The organism is Prosthecobacter sp. (assembly GCF_044232965.1).
GTDB lineage: Bacteria > Verrucomicrobiota > Verrucomicrobiia > Verrucomicrobiales > Verrucomicrobiaceae > Prosthecobacter.
In genome coordinates, this window is record NZ_JBIIKX010000019.1 from 69,239 (window position 1) to 92,055 (window position 22,817).

The 22,817-nt window shown below is 61.4% G+C and carries 20 protein-coding genes and 3 tRNA genes; 4 read left to right on the forward strand and 19 right to left on the reverse strand.

Annotation, left to right across the window (positions count from 1 at the left end; all coding sequences use genetic code 11):
- Window positions 1-63: 63 nt before the first annotated feature.
- A complete protein-coding gene (locus ACILSI_RS10540) occupies window positions 64-597 on the reverse strand; it encodes a GNAT family N-acetyltransferase (protein WP_395721838.1) in 534 nt (177 codons plus the stop codon).
- Window positions 598-791: 194 nt separating this feature from the next.
- Here ACILSI_RS10540 and ACILSI_RS10545 point away from each other — a divergent pair, with 194 nt between their 5' ends.
- Window positions 792-1,874 carry a Gfo/Idh/MocA family protein gene (locus tag ACILSI_RS10545; protein WP_395721839.1) on the forward strand — a complete coding sequence of 361 codons (1,083 nt, stop codon included), beginning with the start codon at window positions 792-794 and terminating at the stop codon, window positions 1,872-1,874.
- 67 nt (window positions 1,875-1,941) lie between these two features.
- On the opposite strand, the gene ACILSI_RS10550 is transcribed toward ACILSI_RS10545, so the two are convergent.
- The 4 genes from ACILSI_RS10550 to ndk form a co-directional block, all read right to left on the reverse strand.
- A complete protein-coding gene (locus ACILSI_RS10550; protein WP_395721840.1) occupies window positions 1,942-3,168 on the reverse strand; it encodes a Gfo/Idh/MocA family protein in 1,227 nt (408 codons plus the stop codon).
- Between the two features lie 211 nt (window positions 3,169-3,379).
- Window positions 3,380-4,201, reverse strand: a complete 822-nt coding sequence (locus ACILSI_RS10555; RefSeq protein ID WP_395721841.1) for a helix-turn-helix domain-containing protein — start codon at window positions 4,199-4,201, stop codon at window positions 3,380-3,382.
- Window positions 4,202-4,330: 129 nt separating this feature from the next.
- Window positions 4,331-4,418: transfer RNA gene (locus tag ACILSI_RS10560), tRNA-Leu, on the reverse strand.
- A 44-nt stretch (window positions 4,419-4,462) separates the two neighbouring features.
- Window positions 4,463-4,888 carry a nucleoside-diphosphate kinase gene (gene ndk / locus ACILSI_RS10565; protein ID WP_395721842.1) on the reverse strand — a complete coding sequence of 142 codons (426 nt, stop codon included), beginning with the start codon at window positions 4,886-4,888 and terminating at the stop codon, window positions 4,463-4,465.
- A 116-nt stretch (window positions 4,889-5,004) separates the two neighbouring features.
- Here ndk and ACILSI_RS10570 point away from each other — a divergent pair, with 116 nt between their 5' ends.
- Together ACILSI_RS10570 and ACILSI_RS10575 are read left to right on the forward strand one after the other, a co-directional pair.
- A complete protein-coding gene (locus ACILSI_RS10570) occupies window positions 5,005-5,748 on the forward strand; it encodes an HAD family hydrolase (RefSeq protein ID WP_395721843.1) in 744 nt (247 codons plus the stop codon).
- A 53-nt stretch (window positions 5,749-5,801) separates the two neighbouring features.
- Window positions 5,802-5,877 (forward strand) — tRNA-Arg (locus ACILSI_RS10575).
- A gap of 15 nt (window positions 5,878-5,892) precedes the next feature.
- On the opposite strand, the gene ACILSI_RS10580 is transcribed toward ACILSI_RS10575, so the two are convergent.
- The 14 genes from ACILSI_RS10580 to ACILSI_RS10645 form a co-directional block, all read right to left on the reverse strand.
- Window positions 5,893-5,965, reverse strand: a tRNA-Ile gene (locus ACILSI_RS10580).
- A gap of 62 nt (window positions 5,966-6,027) precedes the next feature.
- Window positions 6,028-9,549, reverse strand: a complete 3,522-nt coding sequence (locus ACILSI_RS10585) for a DEAD/DEAH box helicase (RefSeq protein ID WP_395721844.1) — start codon at window positions 9,547-9,549, stop codon at window positions 6,028-6,030.
- Window positions 9,550-9,707: 158 nt separating this feature from the next.
- Window positions 9,708-10,274: a hypothetical protein gene (locus ACILSI_RS10590; protein ID WP_395721845.1), complete on the reverse strand. Its 567-nt coding sequence runs from the start codon at window positions 10,272-10,274 to the stop codon at window positions 9,708-9,710.
- 18 nt (window positions 10,275-10,292) lie between these two features.
- On the reverse strand, window positions 10,293-10,943 hold the full coding sequence (locus ACILSI_RS10595; protein ID WP_395721846.1) for an RNA polymerase sigma factor: 651 nt from the start codon (window positions 10,941-10,943) through the stop codon (window positions 10,293-10,295).
- 61 nt (window positions 10,944-11,004) lie between these two features.
- Window positions 11,005-11,610: a hypothetical protein gene (locus ACILSI_RS10600; protein WP_395721847.1), complete on the reverse strand. Its 606-nt coding sequence runs from the start codon at window positions 11,608-11,610 to the stop codon at window positions 11,005-11,007.
- 46 nt (window positions 11,611-11,656) lie between these two features.
- A complete protein-coding gene (glp, locus tag ACILSI_RS10605) occupies window positions 11,657-12,853 on the reverse strand; it encodes a gephyrin-like molybdotransferase Glp (protein ID WP_395721848.1) in 1,197 nt (398 codons plus the stop codon).
- Window positions 12,850-13,452, reverse strand: a complete 603-nt coding sequence (locus ACILSI_RS10610) for a hypothetical protein (RefSeq protein ID WP_395721849.1) — start codon at window positions 13,450-13,452, stop codon at window positions 12,850-12,852. The genes glp and ACILSI_RS10610 overlap by 4 nt, the downstream gene beginning before the upstream one ends.
- Before the next feature lie 39 nt (window positions 13,453-13,491).
- Window positions 13,492-14,373 (reverse strand): 4-hydroxy-tetrahydrodipicolinate synthase, encoded by an 882-nt coding sequence (gene dapA / locus ACILSI_RS10615; RefSeq protein ID WP_395721850.1) that lies wholly within the window; start codon window positions 14,371-14,373, stop codon window positions 13,492-13,494.
- A gap of 30 nt (window positions 14,374-14,403) precedes the next feature.
- Entirely contained in the window at window positions 14,404-14,658 is a 255-nt protein-coding gene (locus ACILSI_RS10620) for a DUF2442 domain-containing protein (protein WP_395721851.1), read from the reverse strand.
- Window position 14,659: 1 nt separating this feature from the next.
- Complete coding sequence (locus ACILSI_RS10625) at window positions 14,660-14,917, reverse strand: DUF4160 domain-containing protein (RefSeq protein WP_395721852.1); 258 nt, start codon at window positions 14,915-14,917, stop codon at window positions 14,660-14,662.
- Window positions 14,918-14,928: 11 nt separating this feature from the next.
- A complete protein-coding gene (dapF, locus tag ACILSI_RS10630) occupies window positions 14,929-15,741 on the reverse strand; it encodes a diaminopimelate epimerase (protein WP_395721853.1) in 813 nt (270 codons plus the stop codon).
- Between the two features lie 23 nt (window positions 15,742-15,764).
- Window positions 15,765-16,580: a tryptophan synthase subunit alpha gene (gene trpA / locus ACILSI_RS10635; RefSeq protein ID WP_395721854.1), complete on the reverse strand. Its 816-nt coding sequence runs from the start codon at window positions 16,578-16,580 to the stop codon at window positions 15,765-15,767.
- Between the two features lie 463 nt (window positions 16,581-17,043).
- Window positions 17,044-18,819, reverse strand: a complete 1,776-nt coding sequence (locus tag ACILSI_RS10640) for a formylglycine-generating enzyme family protein (RefSeq protein WP_395721858.1) — start codon at window positions 18,817-18,819, stop codon at window positions 17,044-17,046.
- Window positions 18,762-20,633 carry a serine/threonine-protein kinase gene (locus tag ACILSI_RS10645; RefSeq protein WP_395721855.1) on the reverse strand — a complete coding sequence of 624 codons (1,872 nt, stop codon included), beginning with the start codon at window positions 20,631-20,633 and terminating at the stop codon, window positions 18,762-18,764. Before ACILSI_RS10645 ends, ACILSI_RS10640 begins: the two co-directional genes overlap by 58 nt.
- 133 nt (window positions 20,634-20,766) lie before the next feature.
- On the opposite strand from ACILSI_RS10645, the gene ACILSI_RS10650 reads away from it, so the two are divergent.
- Window positions 20,767-22,817 (forward strand): DUF3160 domain-containing protein (locus ACILSI_RS10650; RefSeq protein WP_395721856.1); only part of this gene is annotated, 2,051 nt, incomplete at its 3' end.

Here is a 22,817-nt window from a genome sequence, read left to right on the forward strand (position 1 = left end):
GAGCGCCGACGAGTCGTCGGCATTGGGATGGTTTTGGCGACGACTCGTCGCCACTCCATATCGCTACAGCATCTTCTGCATCCAGGTCACATCGAGCCAGCGACCGTGCTTGTGGCCGACTTCTTTGAGATGGGAGACTTTTTCGAAGCCGAATTTGGCGTGAAGGGCGATGCTGGCTTTCTGATCCGCATCAATGCCGCCGAGGACGGTGTGGTGGCCGATCTTTCTGGCGAGGTCGATGAGTTCGCCGAGCAGGAGGGAGCCGAGGCCTTTGCCTTGATGCTCGTGATGCAGGTAAACAGAATCCTCCACGCTGTGGCAGTAGGCCTGGCGCGGATGGAAGCGGCTCAGCGAGCCCCAGCCGATGATCTGGCCGTCTTCTTCGGCGACGATGACCGGATGTTCCGGGCCGTGCGCGTCAAACCAGTCGCGCCGCTCCTGCGCGGTGCTGGGAACGGTTTGATAGGTGCAGGTGCTGTGCTCGACGTAGTGATTGTAGATCGCGTTGATGGCGTCGAGATCGGCCGCGGTGGCTGGGCGTGTGGTGACGGGCATGAGGGCAGGAAACGTGGCTTTGGCGGGGAAAGAAGCGCTCAAATGACGAATGTCGAATTCCGAGCCGAGCGAAGCGAGACAGACTGCCGGAGGCGGCCCGCAGGGAAGCGTAGCGCATCAATGACGAAACGGTGACGACCTTGCCCGCTTTGCTTTCCATTCTTGACTCGGTGGTAGGCTCCCGGCATTCTCGCGGCCCGGAAAAATAATCCACCAACAACTCACACCTTCATTTTATGGCCATCAAAGTCGGAATCATCGGAGCAGGCGGCATGTTGCAGTATCACGCGGCGGGTTTCCGCCAGGCAGGCGCGGAAATCGTGGCCGTGGCGGACGCCGCGCCCGGCGCCGCGAAGCGTGCCGCTGAAAAATGGGGCATCGCGAAGTCCTACGAGTCCGTCGGCGCCATGCTCAAAGGCAGCCCCGAGATCAAGGCGGTCAGCGTGATCGTGCCCAACAAGTTTCACAAGCCGCTCACCATCCAGTGCCTCAAGGCCGGCAAGCACGTCTTCTCTGAAAAACCCCCGGCGATGAACGCCAAGGAAGTCAAAGAGATCATCGACGCCGCCAAGGCCGCGAAGAAAAAAGTGCTCTTCAACTTCAACAACCGCGCCCGCCCAGAATCGCAGGCCATGATGAAGTACATCACCGATGGCACCGTGGGCAAAATCAACTCCGCGCAGGCCAAGTGGATCCGCCGCACCGGCATCCCGGGCTTCGGGGGCTGGTTCACCACCAAGGCTCTCTCCGGCGGCGGTCCGCTCATCGACCTCCTGCACATGATCGACCTCGCCATGTATTTCATGGGCTATCCCGAGCCCGCGCACGTGCTCGGCCAGACCTTCTCCGATTTCATCACCGACAAGCAGTTCAAAGGCCCCTGGGGCATCCCTGACCGCGCCGATGGCACCACCGACGTGGAAAATGCAGCGCACGGTTTCGTCACGTTCAAAGGCGGCCAGGTGCTCAGCCTCCAGGTCTCCTGGGCGGAGATGGTGAAGCGTGAGGAAGTCTCCGTCGTCTTCCAAGGCACAAAGGCCGGTGGCAAGGTCGAGCGCCTCTTCGGCATCGACGGCCTCGACAACACCGCCATCGACACCTGCGAGCTCTACGTCCAGGAAAACGGCAACAGCGTGAACCGCAGCATCGTCACGCCTGCTTGTGAAGACATGGGCCGCATCGGCTCTGCCGCGAACTTCATCCACGCCATCGAAGGCAAGGCCGCCCCGCTCAACACCCCCGAGCAAGCCCTCCGCCTCATGCAGGTCATCGACGCCATCTACGCCTCTGCGAAGACGAAGAAGCCTGTGTCGATCTGATCTCGACGTTTTGACATGAAAAAGGCGCAGGCGGTTTCGCCTGCGCCTTTTTTTGACTCTCAACGGATCAGCTCAATCCGCCACGGTCGCTGTTGAGCGACGCATCGCCATACTTCGCACGTGTGGTCGGCGTGAAGTCTAGAGGCGTCCAGGCGGCGTTATTAGCGGAGGAGGCGACCACGGCCTCGATGAAGGCCATGCCAGCTACGCCTTCTTCGATCGACGGGTAATCCATGTCGAGCGGGTTTGGCTGAGTGCCGGCTTCGATGGCGCGGATGTGGTTGGTGAAGTTTTTGTAGATGTTCGCGAAGCCTTCGAGGTAGCCTTCGGGATGACCGGCGGGAGTGCGGGTGGCCGCTGCCGCGGCGCTGCCGAGGTAGCCCATGCTGGTGCGATAGATCTGCTTCGGCTGATCGAGCGAGGTGACGATCATCGTGTTGGGATCAAGCTGACTCCACTCGATTCCGCCCAGCTCGCCATAGACGCGGAGGCTGAGGTTGTTTTCGCAGCCGACGCTGATCTGGCTGGAGTGCAGCACGCCCTTGGCGCCGTTGGTGAAGCGCAGCAGCACGTTGCCATCGTCCTCCAGACGGCGGCCTTCTTTGCCGAGGAAGATGGTGAGGTCAGCGGCGAGTTCCTTGATGTGCAAACCGGTGACGTATTCGGCGAGGTTGATGGCGTGAGTGCCGATGTCGCCCATGCAACCAGCGGCTCCGCAGATCGTAGGATCGACGCGCCAGGAAGCCTGCTTCTGACCGGTGTTTTCAAGCATCGTGGCCAGCCAGCCCTGCGGGTACTCGACGACCACTTTGCGGATCTCGCCCAGCTTGCCCTGCTCGATCATCTGGCGGGCCTGACGGATCAAAGGATAGCCCGTGTAGTTGTAGGTGACGCCATAGAGCTTGCCGGATTTCTTGACGATCTCCGCGAGTTCCTTCGCCTGGGCGAGATTGAAGGTCGCCGGTTTGTCGGAGAGCACATGGAAGCCGCTTTCCAGCGCGAGCTTCGCCGCCGGGAAGTGCATGTGGTTCGGCGTGACGATGGAGACGAAGTCCATGCGCTTGTCCGCAGGCAGTGCGGCTTCCGTGCGAATCATCTCCTCAAAATTCCCGTAGCAGCGCTCGGCAGGGAGATAGAAATCGGCACCACTGGCCTTCGATTTTTCCGGATTGGAAGAGAAAGCGCCGCAGACGAGTTCGATCTGCTGGTCGATAGATGCCGCGATGCGATGAACGCCGCCGATGAAGGCGCCGCGTCCGCCGCCGATCATGCCATAACGAATTTTCCGGCTCATAAACAAAATGCTGGGTGTGTGGGTTGGGGTGAGTGAGGAGCGCGAGTGTGCGCAGAGCCAGCAGGCGGGTCAAGTCCGCATAAGCGTCCCATCCGGGCACAAAAAACCCCGGAGAGGGTCACCCAACGCGCTCAGGTTCGTCTCTCCGGGGCCGTGTCGTCGAAACATCGCGGTGCGATGCGCATGGCGACAAGCTTTTATGTGCGGCGGCTTATGCGGCCAGCAGGGCAGGGGAGCCGTTTTTCATGCGGCTGCGGAATTCCGTGGGGGATTCATCCGCGATGCGGCGGAAGCTGCGGTTGAAGTGGGACAGGCTCTGGAAGCCGACGTCGTAGGCCACTTCGGTGATGCGGGCGGCGGGCTTCATGAGCATGCGCTTGGCCTTTTCCACACGGGCGCGGTTCACGAAGTCCGTGAAGGTGAGGCCGGTGGCGCGCTTGAAGAGCTTGCAGAAGTGGAACGGGCTGACATTCACGGCGCTGGCGACGGCTTCGAGGGACATCGGCTCGGCCAGATGCGCGTGAATGAAGGACTTCGCATTGCGGACGGCTTCGGGCTCGTGAGTCGCGGTGGCAAACAGCAGGCGGTGGGCGCTGTCGCCGAGCTGAAGGGCGAAGGATTGCAGAATGGCCAGCGCGGCGTCGTAGCGCTCAGGCTGCATGATCGGAACCTGCTCAAACTGCACCTTGGCGCTGCGGATCTCAGCGGCGGAGCGGTCGTCATCAAGCAGGGCCTTGGCGACCGGGGCAAAGTTTTCGGCGCTGGCCGGCTGGAGGCGCACACCGCCGGTGAGCATGACGGCGATGGTGTTTTTGCCGACACGGACAGGCACCTGGGTTTCGACGACACCAGCGACACCGGTGCGGGTGGTGATGTTGTCGATATGCACATCCTCGCCGACAGACTCGAGATTCAGCGGCAGGCTGGTCAGGGTGTGGAAGGCTTTCTGGTAGTGTTGAAACAACTCGCTCTCAGCCAGGTTCTGGATGAAGCGTTGACGGGCGGAGGTGTGGGAGGCGGTGTTGGTGTTCATGGCGCGTTCGTGGTTTGCTTTCACGCCGCCACTATGCCTCACCGTTGTTGTTCCGATATTGTCGTCCCCTACGGTTCGTAGCGTCATGCATCACCGCAATTTCGGCATAATGGTTTCCACTATGCGCCATGGTGCCGATGGCCGGACTCGAACCGGCAAGGGAGTTGCCTCCCAGCAGATTTTAAGTCTGCTGTGTTTACCATTTCACCACATCGGCGTGGGAATGACTGCGCCGCCACTGTAGCGGCGATGTCATGGGTCTCAATAGCTGAAAATCTCGCCGTCCTTGAAGAAGCGCTTCAGCTCGACGGCAGCCGCCTCGGGGGAATCGGAGGCGTGGACCACGTTGGTCATCTTGTCCGTGCCGAAATCGCCCCGGATGGTGCCTTTGGGCGCCACTTTGGAGTCGGTCGGGCCGAGGAGGTCGCGGACATGAGAAATGATGTTTTCACCTGCGATGGCGACGGCGATCACGGGCTTGCTCTTCATGAAACCGGCCACATCAGGGAAGAACGGCTTGTCGGCGATGTGCGAGTAGTGCTCCTTGAGCAGTTCATCGGTGAGCTGGATCATCTTGCAGCCGCGGATGCGGAAACCCTCGTCTTCGAGACGCTTGAGGACTTCGCCATTGATGCCGCGTGCGACGCAGTCGGGCTTGAGCAGGATGAGGGTGGTTTCTTGGGCCATGAGTTTTTGGGGGAAAGGGCGGGCATAGTGCCGTCCGGCGTCCCATCCGTCAAGGCTGGGAATCTTTTGCCAGATGGAAACCCGGCGCTTAGGCTTCGCCCAGTTTCGCCAGCGCCATGCCCGCACGCTCCTTCGCCTTCTTCGATCTCGACCACACCCTGCTGCCTTTCGACACGCAGGCACTGTTCTGCAATTTCGTACTCAAGCGTGAGCCGTGGCGTGTTTTTCTGCACGGTCTGTTCGTTCCGGTGGCCCTGGCGCGTGCCTGCGGCCTGGCCAGCACCGCCACGGCCAAGCGCGCTTTTTTGAGCTACCTGCGCGGCATGCCGCGCGAGCGGTTGGCCAAGTATGCGCATGAGTTTGCCGAGGTCTGCGTGCCAAAATGGGCCTACGCCGACCTGCGGGCTGAAATCCTCCGCCACAAGCACCAGCACCGCATTCTGGTGCTGAACACCGCAAGCCCGGACTTCTACGCGCACGACATCGCCCACGCCCTCGGCTTTGACTACTGCATCGCCACGCGGTTCGAGATCGGTGACACGTTTCCAGGCATGCCTAAGCTCGTCACAGGCAACAACAAGCACGAGGCCAAGATCGTCGCGATGGAGGAAGCCGTGCCCGGTGTGGCCGAACTGACCGAGCGGGAGCGCTCCACCTGCTGGAGCTATTCCGACAGCGCCGCTGACCTTCCGCTGCTCGAATACGCCGGCTTCGCCGTGCTCGTGCATCCTTCCAAACGCCTCGCCGCCATCGGCCAGCTCCGCGACTGGACGGTTCTGCGTCCCGTGCGCCCCTACCAGAACAAACTGGGCGACATGTTTCGCGTCATGCTGCAAATGTTCGGCCTGCATCCCGAGTGAGTGAGCCCTTGCTCATGCCGCAGACGGATTTATGATCGCGCACGTTTCGTGAGGCACCCGTAGCTCAGTGGATAGAGCAGCCGATTTCTAATCGGCCGGTCGCAGGTTCGATCCCTGCCGGGTGCGCCATTGATTCCAAGAAAGTACCCCCGACCGGACTCGAACCGATAACCAAGGAATTATGAGTTCCCTGCTCTAACCATTGAGCTACAGGGGCGTGGTTGGAATGCGCGGAGTATGCACGACTCGTGATTCGCGGCAACAGGCGATCTTGCTGTTCTATGCGGCCCGCTCGGCCTCGATGTCGAAGAGGAACTCGAAGTCCTCGCGCTGGAGGAGGTTGGTGAAGCCGCCCTCGCCGAGGACGTTGTTGACCATGAGGTTCTTCTTGTGCTGCAAGGTCATGATCTTTTCCTCGATGGTGCTCTTGGTGAGCATGCGGTAGGCCATGACGGGCTGGGTCTGGCCGATGCGGTGGGCGCGGTCGATGGCCTGGTTCTCCACAGCGGGGTTCCACCAGGGATCGTAAAGGATGACGTAGGAAGCGGCGGTGAGATTGAGGCCGCTGCCGCCGGCTTTGAGGGAAAGCAGGAAGACACTGGCCTTGTCGTCTTCTTGGAAGGCTTTGACGATGCCTGCGCGATCCGTACTGGCGCCGGTGAGCCAGTGGTAGGGCAGGTTCATCTCCTCCAGCTTGGTGCGGATGATTTTGAGCATCGTGACGAACTGGCTGAAGAGCAGCACCTTGTGACCTTCGGCGTTGAGTTCCTGGAGAAGTTCGAGCGTGGCGGTGAGCTTGGCGCTCTCCTCATTTTCGGCGGTTTTGTCGATGAGGCCTGGGTGGCAGCAAATCTGCCGCAGACGTGTCAACGCCTGCAAAATGGCGAAGCGGCGGCGGTTCACCATGTCGAAGCCGGAACTGCTGAGCACGAGATGCTGGGCGCGGGCGAGTTCTTCTTTGTACAGCTCGGCCTGACGGCCGCTCATCTCGCAGAGCATGTTTTCCTCGCTGCGGGATGGCAGATCGCGGGCCACCTGGCCCTTGGTGCGGCGCAGCAGGAACGGGCGCAGACGCGCGGCGAGGCGCTCGGAGGCGCGAGGGTCTTTGCGGCGGTCGAAATGACGGTGGAAGTAGCCGCGTTCGCCGAGCGCACCTGGCGTGGCGAAGGTCATGAGGCTCCACAGGTCGAGCAGACGGTTTTCGAGCGGTGTGCCGGTCAAAACGAGGCGGTTGTCAGCACGGAGCTGGCGTGCGGCACGGGCGGTTTGCGAGTCCGGGTTCTTGATCTGCTGGCCTTCATCGAGGATCGCGGCCAGCCAGCGGATGGCGGACAGTTCCTCGATGACGTTGCGCATTTGCGTGTAGTTGAGCACCAGCACGTCGATCTGCGTCTGCACGAGCGTGAAGTCGAACAAGTCGCGGTCATGCAGCACGAGCACGCGCAATCCTGACGCGGCTTTGTTGAACTCCAGTGCCCAGACATCGAGCACGGACTTTGGGCACACGACGAGGACGGGCAGGTGCGGGCCGTCGGCTTTTTTGCGGGAACGCAGCCACAGCACCCAGGCGATGCTTTGCAGCGTCTTGCCCAGGCCCATGTCATCGGCCAAAATACCGCCGAAGCGGTTCGTGGTGAGGTAGGTGAGGAACTGATAGCCTTCGACCTGATAGGGGCGCAGCGTCACGTTCAGCTCCTCCGGCACCGGCGGGCGCACATCGAGCTTGGCCTCCTCCATGCGCTCGACGATTTTACCCCATGCCTTGGGGCTGACGATTTCCGCCGCTTTTTCCTGCGCGAGCTGGCGCCAGTGCAGGCGATGTGTCTCGTCGCTGTTTTCGTTGAGGTCGATGCCGAGGCTGTCGAGCAACTGCATCTGCTCCTCGCTGAGCTCCAGCTTCACCCGCCGCCAGGAACCGTCGGCGAGGCGAACAAATTCCCCCTTGGCCGCGATGAGGCGGCGGATGTCGGCGGGCTTCAAATCCGCGCCTTCGATGTCGAAGACGAGTTTGAGGTCCAGCCAGTCGATATTGCCAGCCTGGGTGGCCTCAAGGCGGACGCGGGCGATGAGAGGATCGGCGAGGATGGTCTGAAGCCGCTCATCGGTCTGCAAAGACACGTTTTCAGGCAGGTTTGAGGCCCACTGGTGAAACAAGTCGGGGAAATCCTTCGCCATGCGCACGCGCCAGCCGTCGGTCTCGTGATCCCAGGTGCGGCGGAGCTGGTTTAGGAGCTCTTCGGCGTCGCGCAGGGCACGGCGGTCGCGGCAGATGATGGTGTCCTCGGTGTCAGCCGTTTTTTTTTCATCCACTGGCTGCCAGCCGGAGATGCGCAGCGTCTCGCGCAGGCGGCCTTCGCCATCGACGGCCTCGGCCTTCAGTGTGACAAATTCAGCCCCGCCGGAGTGCGGTGCCTTGGCCATGCAGGCGGCGGTGACTTTGACGCGGAGGTTTTCATGCCGCACTCGGCCCTGGATCGAATCTGGCACGTCGATGTCGATCTCGCGCATGAAGGCGATGCCCTCGGGCGTGGCGAGCGCCTCCAGCGGCATGACCACCGGGGTGTCGATGCGTGATTCATCCTGCAGCCAGACCGGGCCGTGAAACAGCGTGTCGGCGCTCAGGTAGAACGTCTGCGAGCCGCGCAAAATGCGCAGCGGCAGCGGGGCGGGGGTGCCTTCCGCTGTTTCGAGCTGCAAGGTGAGTGTGAGGCCGTCGGCGCTCAGTTTGGAGGCCCAGCGCAGCGGTTCTTGGACGCGCTGGAATGGCACCTCGTCACGCGTGATGAGCAGGGTGTGTAAAGCGGGTTGTTGGAACAGCGTGGCGAGCCATCGCGCGTGATGTTTCGTCTCCAGGCGGAAGGAGTCGTTCCAATCCTCCTCGCTTTGCGCCTTGCAGGACACCAGAAGCAACTCGGACGGGCCGGAAGTCACGATGTGACCGTCACGGTGCTCCTTGCGCAGCGAATCGAGCAGCGCGGCGTCCACATTCGCGAATGCTGATGGCGTTTCGCCGCCCAGGCTGATTTGCAGCCGAACATCATTGACTGTGATCAGCAGGCGGAACTCGCACTGGCGTGTTGAGTCATGATTCGAGGTGTCAGCTTCCTGTCGTGCGTCGATGAACTCACGGATGCGCTTCCGCCAGGTCGGCACGGTGCTGGCATGGCGCCAGTCCCGCAGCGCCTCGCGAGTGCCGTCAATGTCCGCCATGCCGCGCAGGAACGCGGGCGGGGACAGGCCCTTGTCCGCGAGAGCCAGCGCGATGTAGTTCCAGAACTCGCGCAGGTTTTTTGGCGCTTCCGGCCAGAGCGCGACGGGTTCCATGCTATGAATGGCCCACTTCGGGTGCAGGCGCACCATGTCCTGGTCGAAAATCTTGCCTGTGAGCCGGACGCGCTCGTAGCGCTTCTCCATCTTGCTCAGGTAATTCTCCTCGTCCGGGGTGAGCGGGCGTGCGAGCTTCGTCGTGAGGTTCTGCTCGAAGTCTTCTTCCTCCACCGGCGGAAGCGGCAGGGTGCCTCGGGCCTCGCGGCGTCGCACGGCCACCAGCGTGGCGCAGAGCGCGAGATTTTCCAAAGCCTCGTCGTCGTCCACGTCGGTCTCGCCATGCCAGCCGTGCTCACCTCGTAGCCACCTCACCTGCGCGGCACGGTCGTCAAGGCGCACCTCGGCCATCATTTCGTCTGGCAGCAGCTCCAGCCCGATCACCGCGTCGTCATCTACCAGACGCTCGGCCTCCTGGCGGGTGCGTTCATCGTAGTGCTGGAGCAGCGAGGGGAGGTCGGAAACGAGACTGGTCATGCGTGGATCTGAGACGCACACCGGTCAGTGGCGGGCGAACCGGAGCGATAGCATGGACAACAGGCTTTGACAAAGGTACTGCGGATTTTTTTCGATGCCGCGACTTGGGCGTTCGTCAATGTTCTGCCTTGAATATGATGTATCAAAGGTGCAGCCCCTTATTTGCCCAGGCTGCCTTTGGTCTCATCATGCTGGGCCGGTGCTGATTTCTTGCTGGCGGCAGGCATCTGCAAGCCTTCCGCGCTGGCGGGCAGGGGCTGCACCTTGCCTTCCAGTGAAGGCCGGATTTCCAGATGCTTGCGCAGCAGGGATTCCTCCAGAGCCTTGTTATTGCGGTCGGCAATGTTGGCCATGGGCAGTTCGCTGAGGTCCATTTTTGGGATGAAGGGCTTCTCAACGATCTCCGGCACAGGGGAATCGAGGGTGGTGATCTCCAGGGCGGACTTTTCGCCGCTGAAAAGCCACACGCTCATGAGGCAGACTGCCGCGGTTGCGGTGGCAAGCGCCCACTTGGGCACCATCAGGTTGTCCCACCAGGTGCTGGCGCGTTCCCAAAAAAGCTGAAGGGATGACTGCCGCAGCATCTCCTCCCGCTGCCGCTGGTGAAACTCCTTGAGGAACTTCTCGGTGAATCCTTCTTCAGGCTGTTCAAACCGCTTCAATCGCATCAAACGCTGGATGTTTTCAAACTCGCTCATGGCGTCTTGTGGGTTCTGATTCTTCATTTCGTGAATTTCGCTGGGTTATTTCACAAAATCTTCAAGGTAGGTCTGGAGCAGTCGATGTGCGTAAAACAGTCTCGATCTGACGGTCCCTTCCGAGACCCCGAGTATCTTGCTGATTTCGGCATGCTGGAGACCCTGAACATCGTAAAGAGTCACCACCGTGCGGTGGTCTTCGGACAGCTTCATCATGGCCGCGTTCAACCTTTTTTGCAGCTCATGGATGTTCACCTCTCGTAATGTACCGGTGTTTGCCGTGGTCACTCGGATGAACTCGGGATCGTTCTCAATTCCGGTATCTACATCGTCAAGACTGACCTTGTGATAGCGCCCGCGCTTCTTGAGAAAGTTCAGCGTCATGTTCACCGCGATGGAGTAAATCCAGGTGTAGAACGAGGACTTGCCCATGAAACGTTTGATGGAGCGGTACGCCTTGGCAAACACGTCCTGCAGTAGATCGGCGGTGTCCTCGCGGTTCGAGGTCATGTTATAGACAAGACCGTAGAGCTTAGGCGTGTATTTCCTCACGAGGTCGTCGAAGGCGTGGGTGTCACCACCTTGCGCCCTTTCCACGAGGATGCGGTCTTCCGCAGCGCTGCTGTTGGGCGCGTGCGTGGGTTCGTTCAGCGAAGCGATGGCGGCCGCCGGGGCGCTGAGAGAGGGGTCTTGCATTACCTGGAAGGAAAACACTCGTTGCACTAAGAGACAAGCATTTCTTCCTAAGTTGATGAATTCATCCCTGTTGCATCTGCCAGAGATGGTCCACACAGATTTGTGACCACGTCTCAAGCTGGTCGCGCATCGCATGCAACTCCTCCAAGGTGTGAAAGCGCAGGTCTTGGATGGCATCCTCGTTGGATTTCACATCATCGCTGCTCAGGTCAAAGAAATGCACGACCCCGAGATGCACGCTGCCGACCTCGGTCGCGTCGTCATTGATGAGGCCGATGACCTTTTGCGTGTGAGTGCCGCCGATGACCAGCTCCTCGGCCATCTCGCGCTCGACGCCGTTGTAATACATGGTCTCGCCGAGTTCGTCCTGAGCGGCATCCACCGGATTGATGTGACCGCCGATGCCGATGGAGCGCTTTGCCACGAGGCGCTTCTCACCCGAGCTGCCACCTCGCGTGTAGCTCAGGTAACGACCCGCGTGATGAAAGAGGGTGTAGGGGATGAGCTGTTTGTGCGTGGGGTCTTTCTCAGCTGCAGGACGTTCCATGAAATGATTCGCGCCATGGGCCAGCATGGCGTGCAGATAGCGCTGGGCGTCGGCCTGGAAGCCTTGAAAGCTGCCGAGTTCATCGAAGAGACGGCGGGTGATGACGAGAACGTGTTCCATGAGAAAGGACGCGCAGAATGGATGGCCGCGAAGCCTGCGCAACCATTCAATCCAGCAACCACGCCTTCGCTGCATCACCTGCTTGCAGCGTTTGACCGGCCTCCAGACGCAGCAGCGCCTCAGACCGGCTCAGAGAGAGTAGCGCATGGCTTTGCTGCATGCCGAAGGGCATGAACTGCCCGTTCACCAGCGTGCCACGCAGGTAGTGTGGTCGATCACCCGGATTTTCGAGTGTCTTTCCAGCGGTCGTGGGAATCAAACGCGGCCGGATCAGCGAGTCCGCCGCGCCCATCATCTTCAGCAGCGCCGGCCGCACAAACAGCAGAAAGGTCACAAAGGACGACACCGGATTGCCCGGCAGGCCGAAGAGGTGCGAGGCCTGCGGACCATGGCGTGTGGCAAAAAGGAACGGCTTGCCTGGCTTCACCTTCACGCGCCAGAGATCCGGCTCGATGCCGAGTTGTTTCAGCGCGGGCTTGATCTGGTCATGATCACCCACGGAAACACCACCGCTGAGCAGCACGACATCGTTCTCATCCATCAATCGCTGAAGCGTTTCGGTGGTGGCCTCCAAATCATCACGGCAATGCACATTCGTGCTCTCACGAATGCCGAGACGCGCCAGCAGGCCTCGCAGCATGAGGCCGTTCGTGTTGTAAATTTGTCCTGCTTGCAACGGCCCTGCTCCTGGGGCCACCAGCTCATCCCCAGTGCTTAGCACGGCCACGCGTGGCAGCGCATGCACCCTGATTTTTTCCAGACCTTGCGAGGCAAGCACAGCCAGTCTGCCTGGCGTGATGGCCTCACCTGCGCGCAGCACGAACTGTCCTTTGCAGAGGTCCGCGCCCGCACGGCGGATGTTTTCTCCGACCACGACCGGCTCCTGACAGATGACATGATTGCCCTCGCGCCGCACATCCTCCTGCATGATCACCGCATCGGCTCCTGTGGGAATCGGTGCGCCGGTGAAAATGCGGATGGCGCGGCCGGATTCGAGCTTCAATCCCAGGTCCAGGCCCGCAGGCTGCTCATCAGAGACGAGCAATGCCTGCTGCCCCGTGCTTTCAGCCGCCTGCAGCGCGTAGCCATCCATGGAAGACATGTCGAAAGCCGGAATCGGCACCGTGGCGGTCACATCTTCTGCGGCAAAGCGATCCAGCGCCTCAAACAAGACCTCAGCCGTGGCTTTCATCGGCGACATCGCCGCCAGGATGCGTTCGAGCGCTTCGCTTTCGGAGATCATCGGATGGCTGGAGGCAGGCCGCCGGGGTCAAAGGCTGGTTCCTTCGCTTTGGGCGTGACGGGTGCCGGTGCTTGCGGCTGCACTGGCTGTAACGGCAGCGGAGGTGGGCTGAGCGGGGCCATCGGCTGAAAGGGCACATCCAGGGGGGGGATCACATCCGCCTGCATGACCGGCGTCAGTTGCACGGCAGGACCTTCGACCGTCCCGCCCGGCGTGACCGTTGGTGCAGGCAGATCCCCTGGCTTGATCTGATACAGCACCAGATCCCGCACCTGGGGCAGGCCTTCCTTAATGTCCGCTGTGATGTAGTTGCCCTTGCGCTCCGGTGTGACTTTCAGCTTCGCCTTGGTGCCGTCGGCGTTTTGCGAGACGATCTCCGTGCCCGCCGGGATGTTCAGCCGCTGCTCGCAGTTGATGAGCACATAATTTTGCTCGGGGTTCACCAGTTCGATCGTGCCGATCAGCTTCGCCTCGCCCGTGCGGTTGTTCTTCTTGAGCGTTTTGTCAAACATCCCCATCTTGGCCGCCTTCCCAAGCAGATAGGTGCAACTGCTGAATCCCAGCAGCGGCAGTAGGCAGATGACGCGAAGAAGACGCATGCCTTCATTGATGCGCATGGCTGGCTGGCTGTCCAGCGGCTAACCGATGATCCCCAGCTTCTTCAGCGTGGCGCTCAGTTCGGCGATTTTTTCCTGCTCCATGCCCACCAGCGGCAGGCGCAGCTCGTCGGTGCAGTGACCGGCCAGTGCCATTGCGGTTTTGATCGGGATGGGATTGGTGGCCAGCTTCAGGAAGGCGGCAAACAGCGGGTAATACTTCGCGTGGATCTTCAACGCGGCGGTGTAATCGCCCTTCAGGGCGAGCTGCACCATCTCGCTGAGTGGTTTCGGGATCAGGTTGCCTGCCACGCTGACGATGCCGACCGCGCCCACGGACATGAAGGGCAGCGTGAGGCCGTCATCACCGGAGAGGATCTCGAAGTTCGCGGGAAGAATCTGCTTCATCTGGCTCACTCGCTCGGGATTGCCGCCGGCTTCCTTGATCGCGCAGATGTTCGGGCTGCTCTCGGCCAGACGCACGAGCACATCGAGACCGATCTCGATGCCGCAGCGGCCCGGGATGCTGTAGAGCATGATAGGGAGCTTCGTGCTCTCGGCGACGGCCTTGAAGTGCTGATAGAGACCTTCAGGTGTGGGCTTGTTGTAATACGGGGCCACTTGCAGAATCGCCGTGGCTCCGGCGGCCTCGGCCTCCTGGGTCAGTTCGACGGCTTCCCGCGTGGAGTTCGATCCCGTGCCTGCCATGACGACCCCGCGGCCTTTGGCAAACTCGACCGTGAGTTTGACCACTCGTGAGTGCTCTTCGTGGTCAAGCGTGGGCGACTCACCAGTCGTTCCACAGGGCACGACGCCGGACACGCCGTTGTCGAACTGGAAATCAACGAGGGATTTGAGCGCGGCCTCATCAATTTGGCCGTTGCGAAAAGGGGTGACGATGGCGGTGTGGGTTCCGGCGAACATGGGAGGGGAGTCTGAAAAGAGAAAAGAGGGTCACGCAAGCACAGCTTCACGGCCGCAGGCGAGTTCATGGAGGAATTCGGGCGCGAAATCCGCTCCATTGGGCCATTCGAGGGTCGAGCCCACGATTTGGAACTGCTTGAAGTAATCAATGTCCCGCAGCGGCGCGAAGACCGGCCCGGACAATTCGGCGGAGAGGTCGGCCACGCCTTCGCTGCCATCGGCAAAGCCGAGGGCAATCTGATGCCCGGAAACATGACGGGCGGTGGTGATGCGGATGAAGTCCATGCTATTCGAGTGGCGGAATTGGCTCCAAGGTTTCACGGTTCACCGCTTTTTGCCAGTTCTGAATCAACGCGTCACGATGCATCCCATGCCATTCCAGCACGGCGGCCAGGGCGCGCTTGGGAAACTTGCCCGTGACGATGCCACTTTCGACCTCCACGGTGATTTCGTACTCGCCGTAATGCGCGTGAAAATGCGGCGGTGCATGGTCACGATAGTGCATACGGATGATCACACCCAGAAAGCGACTGATCTCCGGCATGTCAGTGGCGGTTAAATGCTAACGCTTCCAGTAAAGACAAAGTCCGCCGGTCCAAACAGCGTCACGTTCGTGTACTCGCTCTTCGAGGTCTCCTCAAAGCCGACTTTCAGCGTGTCGCCGCCTTTGACGAGGACGCTGACGGGGCTGGGAGCGCCGGTCAGTTCGTGATGAATCAAGGCGCAACCGACCATGCCGGTGCCGCAGGCGAGGGTCTCGTCTTCCACACCGCGTTCATAGGTGCGGATGGAGATGCTGCCTGGAGCGAGCACTTTGGCGAAGTTCGCGTTCGTGCCTTTGGGTTTGAATGCCTCGTGATAGCGCAAGCCCGCGCCCCATTCGCGCACCGGCACGCTGGCGAGGTCATCGACAAACACCACGGCATGCGGCACGCCGGTGTTAACGCTGTGGACGGTCAATTCCGCGCCTGCGACGGGCAGCGTTTGCGCCAGCTTGAGGCTGTGTGGGGCGCTCATGTTGATGCGCACCTGATCGCCCTCGAATTCGGCGGAGATCATGCCCGCGAGCGTCTCGAAATTGATCTTCGTGAGCTTGTCGCCGTGCAGATGATTCACAAATCGGCCGAAGCAACGTGCCCCATTGCCGCACATCTCGGCTTCCCCACCGTCGGCGTTGTAGTAGCGCATTTTGAAGTCGCCGCCTTCGGTGGCGGGTTCCACGCAGAGCAATCCATCCGCGCCGATGCCGCGATGGCGGTCGCAGAGCTTTTCGATTTGGTCCTTGGTCAGCGCGAGGCTGAGGTCGCGATTGTCCAGCATGACGAAGTCATTGCCGGCACCGTTCATTTTGGTGAAGTTCAGAGTCATGGGGTCAAGAAATGGTCAAGAGGTCAAGTCAGGGCGTGGACGGCATCGACGAGCGGTTTGACGAAGGCTTCCACCTTCACGGCGCAATCAGGGCTGGCCCCATTTTGCTCGATGAGTTTGACGATGGCGCTGCCCACCACGACGCCATCGGCCTTGCTGGCGATCTCGGCGGCCTGGGAGGGATTGGAGACGCCGAAACCGACGCAAACGGGCACGTCGGTGGCAGATTTGATCACCGCGACCTGCTCCGCGATTCCGGTGGCGATCTCCGCCTGGGCTCCGGTGACGCCGAGGCGGCTCACATAATACACAAAACCTTCCGCGCTCTTGGCGATGCTGGCGATGCGGTCGGCGGGCGAGGTCGGGGCAATGAGCTGGATGTGCCGCAGCTCCGGCGTGGGCTTCAATTCGGCGTTTTGGGCCGCCTCATCCGGTGGCAGGTCCAGAACGAGCACGCCATCGGCTCCGGCGGCGGCCGCGTCGATGTGGAATCGCTCGTAGCCGTAGGTATAGACGGGGTTGAGGTAAGTGAAGAGCACCAGCGGCACCTGGGACTTGGTGCGTAGCTTGCGGATCATTTCCAAAACGCCGGGCGTGCTCGCTCCGGCCTTCAGCGCACGGTCAGCGGCCAATTGATTGACCACGCCATCGGCCAGCGGATCGGAAAACGGCACGCCCAACTCTACGACATCGACTCCGGCGCGTTCCAAGCCCAAAACGATGTCGATGGTGGCATCGAGCGTGGGATCACCGGCGCAGACATAGGCCACAAAGGCCTTTTTCTTCGCGGCGCGAAGCTGGGCAAAACGGGCGTCGATGCGGTTGGTAGGGGCGGACATGGGGCGGGGTGTTTAGCATGCGAAAGGGAGAATGTCGAGCCGAGAGCGGCGAGACAGATGCACCCAGGTCCACCGGAAGTATGCGAGTTTCTTCCGGTGGCACGCGTGGTTCCTCCGGAAGTGCGCGATTTTCTTCCGGTGGCGCGCGTGGTTCCGCCGGAAGTGCGCGAGTTTCTTCCGGTGGCGCGCGTGGTTCTGCCGGTAGAACGCGATTTTCTTCCGGTGGTGCGCATGGTTCCGCCGGTGGATCGCGCACATTCAGCCGTAGCTCGCACGCAACTAACTGAATCAGTCAACCGCGCAAAATAAGCCGTTTTCGCCGCCAAGAATGACCTTGGATCGGCCTGAAAGCCCTGGAGATCGGCCTTGCCGGAGGCGTCATCCGCACGACCGACGGCTGCCAGCGACGTGACCGGGCCGGGGGCGGTGCGTGGCGGTGGCTGTGGAGCGCAGCCACCGGCGGCTACTCGTTGGTTTCCAGGACGATGCGGAAGCCATATTTGCTTTCATGAACGTTGGCCCCTCCGCGATCGCGATAGGAGGACAGCAGTTCCCAATTGTTGCCTCCGTTCATCCACGAACTGCTCCTGAACACATGGCTTTTCTGCGTGTTGTCAAACCAGTCTTCGCACCATTCCATCACGTTGCCTGCCATGTCGTAAAGGCCGTAACGGTTGGGCTTGAAACTCATCACCGGGGCCGTGGTCGGATAGCCATCGTCATAGCCTGTGAGGACTTTCGGCGCGCCGACCGCTGAATTGTAGCTTTCGTCACCATAGTTCCCACTACCCTTCGGCGGCGGCCAGTTCGCGCCCCAAGGATATTCATTTGGCACCGACGCGAGCGTACCAGGTGTGTCCCCCTTCTTCCGCTTCTCATCCCGGCCGATACCTGCCGCGTAACTCCATTCCTCATCTTTCGGCAGGCGGTAGCGCTTGCCTTCTTTCTGGCTAAGCCAGGCACAGAAACCTTTCGCATCTTCCCAGCTCACGCTATTCGCAGGATGATCCTCGGTCCGGTCTTTGAGTGTGACACCCCTGATGGTCTGATCCTTCCAAAGCCGGTCCAAACCCGGGGTTTCAGCATCATACGCGGCGTAGTCCTTGTAGCGCGTCTCGTGGATGCAGAAGAGCACCTTGGTGCCGGGGACTTTGACGAACTGCATGCCGAGGCTGTTGGTGAAGTCGCTCTTGGCGGCCGTGGCCGGTGCAGGGGCCGGGGCGGCTGTTGGCGTGGGCGTCGGAGTGGCGGGCTTGGTGGCGGCACCGCTCGGGCTGGCGGGAGCGCGGTTTTCGAGGACGATGCGGAAGCCAGTTTTGTAATCATTGATGTCTGGTCTAGCTGCGGAGCGGAAGTCCGAATGACAGCCCAAGCCACCCTGGCTGGCGAAATTGCCACCCCTCCTTGTGCGCTGATTTTTCACATCATCAACCCAGTCCTCACACCACTCGGACACGTTGCCTCCCAGGTCATAGATACCCTGCTTGTTCGGTTTGAAGCTCATCACCGGTGCTGTGGTGGCGAAGCCGTCGGTATAGCCTTCGATGATGATCAACGTGGGGGGCTTGTCTTTCAACGAGGTGTCGGCGTAGTTGCCTGCCTTGTCGTTTGTTCTTGGCGGATAGGTGCCACCCCACGGAAACTCGGCCACCTTACCGCTGAACATGATTGGCGTGGTGTTCTTATCCCATTTCTCATGCCGACCAAGACCCACTGCGATGCTCCACTCCTGGTCCGTGGGGAGGCGGTAGGTTTTGCCTTCCTTTTTGCTGAGCCATGCACAGAACGCCTGTGCATCAACCCAACTCACGCCGACCACAGGGTGATCGTCTTTATCGCCACAAGGAATGCCCTCATACACTTGATTCTTCCAAGACTCGTTCACGCTCGGCATCTCCGTCGCATACGCCGCGTAATCGCTCCGACGCGTCTCATGGATGCACATGAGGATGTCCGTGCCTGACACCTTGACGAGTTTCATGCCCAGGCTGTTGGTAAAGTCTTTGCTGTTGGTGAACAGCAGTGTGCTGCCTGTGGGAGGTGCCGAAGTTGTGGCGGAACCACCCGGTGTGCTTGCGATGGTGGAAGCGCCCGCGCTCCCTTCTCCAGTGCCCCGCGTCGCCGCGATCTGCTCGCGCACGGTCTTCACGCGCATGGCATCGTCGAGCTGGTTTGCTTTGGTCAGCTCGGTCTGCACGGCGGCAAGGGCTTGGTCGTACTTGTCGTAGAGCGGCTGCATGGCCTTGGCCTTCGTGGCCTCGTGCTGGGCGGTGGTGCTGCGGTAGGTCTTGCGCAGGGTCTTGAGCGTGTCCGGTACCTTGCCGGGGGCCTGCGTGCTCTCGTCCACCTCGGAGGGCACGCCCTCGCCTTTCTCGATGCGCTGCTTCTCCTCCCGCAGAGCCAGGGCTTCCTCCAGCTTCCCGCCTTTGGAAGCGGTGGCGAGGAAGCGCTCAAGCGCACCAAGGTAGCTCTTGTCCAGCGCGGCCATGCTGGCCTTGAACGCGGCATTGGCATCCCGCTCCACAGCGGCCTGGAAGCTGGCATCGAGCGAGGCGAGGCGTTGGTCGAGTTCGCTGGCGGGAGCGGCGACAGCCACGGTGGTGGCAGCAGGTGCAGAAGAAGAGACCGGGAGACTGGGAGACTGGGAGACTGGGAGACGGGAGCGCTCGGAGCCGGAGAGGCGGGAGGTGGCGCTGCGGGGGCTGCTACCGTCTCCACTGCCTTCGGCACCGGCGCAGCCGCCTGCGCGGCGATGGCAGGTTTCAGAGCCGCTGGCGTGGTGATGGCGGGCTTTGTCTGGGACTGGGAAGCGGTGCTTCCCGCCGCCTTGCTCTGGCCCATGTTGTTCACACTCTGCTTGGCCGGTGTGGGTGCCGACACGGATGGACTCGCAGTCTCGGGATGCCGGACCTCGCCCGGCCCGCCGCTGCTGAAGACGACATAGGCTCCCGCAGCCACCACCGCGGCAGCGCCAAGGAGGAGAAGCGGAGCCTGCGATTTCGGCTTTTTCACGACAGCGCGGACAGGTGAAGCCTGCCCCGCCGGCCCATCATCAAGATAGGTGGGACCGGGCTGGGACGACGGCGGCTGCTTGCGGACGGGCATGCCGCCTTCATGGCGCGGCCCAAGCCGGGCAGGCGGTGTCTGCGCCGCCGCCTGCGCGGCGGCGGGCGGCTCATCCTGCCGCACCAAGGGCACCGTGAGGATGACATCCAGATCACGCCGCAGTTCGGTGCTGCTTTGATAGCGCTCCTCGCGGTCGCTCTGCATGGCCTTGAGGATGATGGGATCAAAACGCGGATCGAGACCGGGCAGGCGGGCGGTGGCGGGCTTGAACGCGCCACGCGGCACCTCGCCGGTGAGCATCTGATAGAGCATGACGCCGACGGCATACAGGTCCGCGCGACCATCAATGTGCGAGCCAAGCATGAGCACCTCGGGAGCGACGAAGTCGGGCGTGCCCATGGCGTAACCGGTCTTCGTGAGACCATGCGTGCCGGGTTCCTCGATCTTCGCCAATCCGAAGTCGGCCACTTTCACCTGGCCCTTCATGTTGATGAGCACGTTGGCCGGTTTGATGTCGCGGTGGACGATGCCCAGCTCGTGCGCGGCGCTGAGCGCATCGCACACATGCGCGGTGATGGCCAGCGCGTGATCGGGCGGGAGCTTCCCCTGCGAGCGGATCATCTGGGAGACATCAGTGCCATCGACATACTCCATGGCGAAGTAGAGCAGGCCGCCGGTGGTGAGGCCAAAGTCGTGTACACTAACTACCGCCGGATTATTTAAGCGAGCCATCAGCCGTGCCTCGTTCTTGAAGCGCTCGGCAAAGCTGGGGTCTTCCTGCTCGACACCTGGAGGCAAAACTTTGATGGCGACGGGCCGGTCGAGACTGCTTTGAACCCCTCTGTAAACCGCGCCCATGCCGCCACGGCCGAGAAGTTTTTCAATCGTGTAGCCCGGCATCTGCGCCTGAAGATCGGCGGCTGAAGGCGGCTCCCAGCGGACATTGCCGCCGGTGGTGCGTGGAGTCGGTGTGGCGGGATCACTCATGCGGGGAGGCTTGGGCTGGCGTTACCCGGCCTTGCTACAAAAAAGGCAGGGACTTGGCAAGGATAGAATCTTGAGCGTGGATGTGCGGTGCTTGTGCTTGCTGGTGCGGCCCGAGGACGTAGGCTCACGCACCATGAAAACCGTGTCTGTTTTGTTCTGTGTGCTAGGTGCCGTGTCTTTTGCTGCCGAACCGGTGAGTTTGCCGAAAATCTCGCTCGCGCCTTTTTCTCCGACGCCTGCGGCCATCACCGGGCCTTCTGAGCCTGAGAAACCGATGGAGGCGAAGGCCCCGACGCTCGACAAGGCGGCAAACACGAAGTCGCTGCTGAACCAGCTCGGCATCCTGCTCACGGCGGAGCAAAGGAAGCATCTGGAGCAGCATCGCTTCGTGCTGCTGAGTGTGACGGGCACGCGGTTGGAGACGGTGTTTGAGCCGCCCTCGAAGGAAAAGGACGAGGATGGCAATGTGATGCCGGATTACCGCTCCACGCCGGATGAGATGCTGGCGGCGTTTGACCGCATCGCCGAAGATCCGAGTGATCCGTGGTCGCGCACGCCGGGGCAGGCCAAATACATCACCGCAGACTTGGCGATGCACGCCTTCCACCGCTTCTTCTCACAAGCCCTGGAGTTTTTGGAGCAGCGGCAGCTCCGCGCGCGGCTGGAGGATGTGCTGGAGCGGGCGATAACCTCGGCGCGTGCTTTGAAGAAGGATGCGCCGAAAGAGGCGCAGGCGCGGTTGGAAGTGGTGGAGGCGCAGTTTGCCGCCGCATGGTGTGTGCTGGGCCGTGAGACGCCGGGAGAGAAAATCGAGGAGGAAACGGACCCCGAGATCAAAGCGGCCATGGAGCGCGCGAATCCACGCACGGACCCGCGCACGGTCACGGAGCGGCTGAGCGACAAAACGAAGGACTTCAGCGCCGAAGTGGCCGCGCGGCTGAAGGCCGAGGTGGCGCAGATCATGAGCACGGAGCCGACGGGCGCGGCGGGCTTGTTCGGCGAGTATGATCCAACCAAGACACCCGACTACACGCAGTTCCGCCCGCGCTCGCACTACACCAAGAGCGAGGAGCTGAAGGGCTACTTCCGCGCGATGATGTTTCTGGGCCGCAATGGCTACGCGCTGAACCCGGAGAGCGGCCCGCCGACGCTGGGGCTGACAGATTCGCTGCTCGCGGCGATGGTGTTGTCTCGACCGGATGAGGAAGGCAAGCGCGCGCTCGATGGCTGGAAGCAACTGATGGAGATCACCGGCTTTTTTGCCGGGCAGAGCGATGATTTGACCTTCATCGAGCTGCGCGAGTGGCTGGCGGCCAAGCTGGGCCGTGAATCGCTCACACCCGCCGACGCGGTGAATGCCGAATTGCTTGCGCAGCTCAAAGGCGCGCTCGCCGGGCTGCGGCTGCCGCAGATTGTGTCCGATGAACGCAGCCGCGAGCGGCGTGAGGGCGATCTTCGGCCTGAGTTCCGCATTTTCGGCCAGCGCTTCAGTTTCGATGCCTGGGTGCTGAACAAGTTCATCACCGACAAGCTCACCATGCCCACCGGCCTGTTCATTCCGGCGGCGTTTGGCGACGTGGCCTCGGAAGTCTATGCGAAGGATTTCATCAAGGAGCGCTTTGAGCCTGCAGACGAGCAGGTGGCGGTGTTTGAAAAGACGCTGGCCGAGCTGCGCGGCAAACTGGCGCAGGTGCCGGATGAGTTGTGGTTTGGCAGCATGGCGGGGCAGCAGCTTCATGCCATCGCCACGCTGGCAGGCCGGCGGAACGAGAACTACCCGGCCTTCATGCGTGGACCGGAATACGCGAAAAAGGACATCGAGTCGATGCTCGGCCACTGGACGGAGATCAAGCACGACACCGTGCTCTACGCGAAGCAAAGCTACGCCGAGATGGGTGAGGGTGGAGATGGCGACAAACCGCTGCCGCCGATGCCGCGCGGTCTGGTGCAGCCGGATGTGAGGTTCTGGCGTGAGATGGAGCGGCTGGCGGACTTCACGCGCCAGGGCATGCTGAAGCACGCGCTGCTGCCTGGCATGGAAGAGGATGAATGGGCGCTGCTGAACCGCTTCCACACCGACATGAAATTCTGCCGTGAGATCGCAGAGAAGGAGGTGCGCGGCCTGCCGCTCACGAAGGATGACCTGGAGAAGATCTGGCAGTTCACCCTCACCTACATGGAGCA

Bases quoted from the DNA above. Each gene is read 5' to 3' on its own strand.
- ACILSI_RS10545 (WP_395721839.1), top strand. From the start codon at position 792: ATGGCCATCAAAGTCGGAATCATCGGAGCAGGCGGCATGTTGCAGTAT.
- ACILSI_RS10550 (WP_395721840.1), bottom strand. From the start codon at position 3,168: ATGAGCCGGAAAATTCGTTATGGCATGATCGGCGGCGGACGCGGCGCC.
- ACILSI_RS10555 (WP_395721841.1), bottom strand. From the start codon at position 4,201: ATGAACACCAACACCGCCTCCCACACCTCCGCCCGTCAACGCTTCATC.
- ndk (WP_395721842.1), bottom strand. From the start codon at position 4,888: ATGGCCCAAGAAACCACCCTCATCCTGCTCAAGCCCGACTGCGTCGCA.
- ACILSI_RS10570 (WP_395721843.1), top strand. From the start codon at position 5,005: ATGCCCGCACGCTCCTTCGCCTTCTTCGATCTCGACCACACCCTGCTG.
- ACILSI_RS10585 (WP_395721844.1), bottom strand. From the start codon at position 9,549: ATGACCAGTCTCGTTTCCGACCTCCCCTCGCTGCTCCAGCACTACGAT.
- ACILSI_RS10590 (WP_395721845.1), bottom strand. From the start codon at position 10,274: ATGAAGAATCAGAACCCACAAGACGCCATGAGCGAGTTTGAAAACATC.
- ACILSI_RS10595 (WP_395721846.1), bottom strand. From the start codon at position 10,943: ATGCAAGACCCCTCTCTCAGCGCCCCGGCGGCCGCCATCGCTTCGCTG.
- ACILSI_RS10600 (WP_395721847.1), bottom strand. From the start codon at position 11,610: ATGGAACACGTTCTCGTCATCACCCGCCGTCTCTTCGATGAACTCGGC.
- glp (WP_395721848.1), bottom strand. From the start codon at position 12,853: ATGATCTCCGAAAGCGAAGCGCTCGAACGCATCCTGGCGGCGATGTCG.
- ACILSI_RS10610 (WP_395721849.1), bottom strand. From the start codon at position 13,452: ATGCGTCTTCTTCGCGTCATCTGCCTACTGCCGCTGCTGGGATTCAGC.
- dapA (WP_395721850.1), bottom strand. From the start codon at position 14,373: ATGTTCGCCGGAACCCACACCGCCATCGTCACCCCTTTTCGCAACGGC.
- ACILSI_RS10620 (WP_395721851.1), bottom strand. From the start codon at position 14,658: ATGGACTTCATCCGCATCACCACCGCCCGTCATGTTTCCGGGCATCAG.
- ACILSI_RS10625 (WP_395721852.1), bottom strand. From the start codon at position 14,917: ATGCCGGAGATCAGTCGCTTTCTGGGTGTGATCATCCGTATGCACTAT.
- dapF (WP_395721853.1), bottom strand. From the start codon at position 15,741: ATGACTCTGAACTTCACCAAAATGAACGGTGCCGGCAATGACTTCGTC.
- trpA (WP_395721854.1), bottom strand. From the start codon at position 16,580: ATGTCCGCCCCTACCAACCGCATCGACGCCCGTTTTGCCCAGCTTCGC.
- ACILSI_RS10640 (WP_395721858.1), bottom strand. From the start codon at position 18,819: ATGCAGCCGCTCTACGACAAGTACGACCAAGCCCTTGCCGCCGTGCAG.
- ACILSI_RS10645 (WP_395721855.1), bottom strand. From the start codon at position 20,633: ATGAGTGATCCCGCCACACCGACTCCACGCACCACCGGCGGCAATGTC.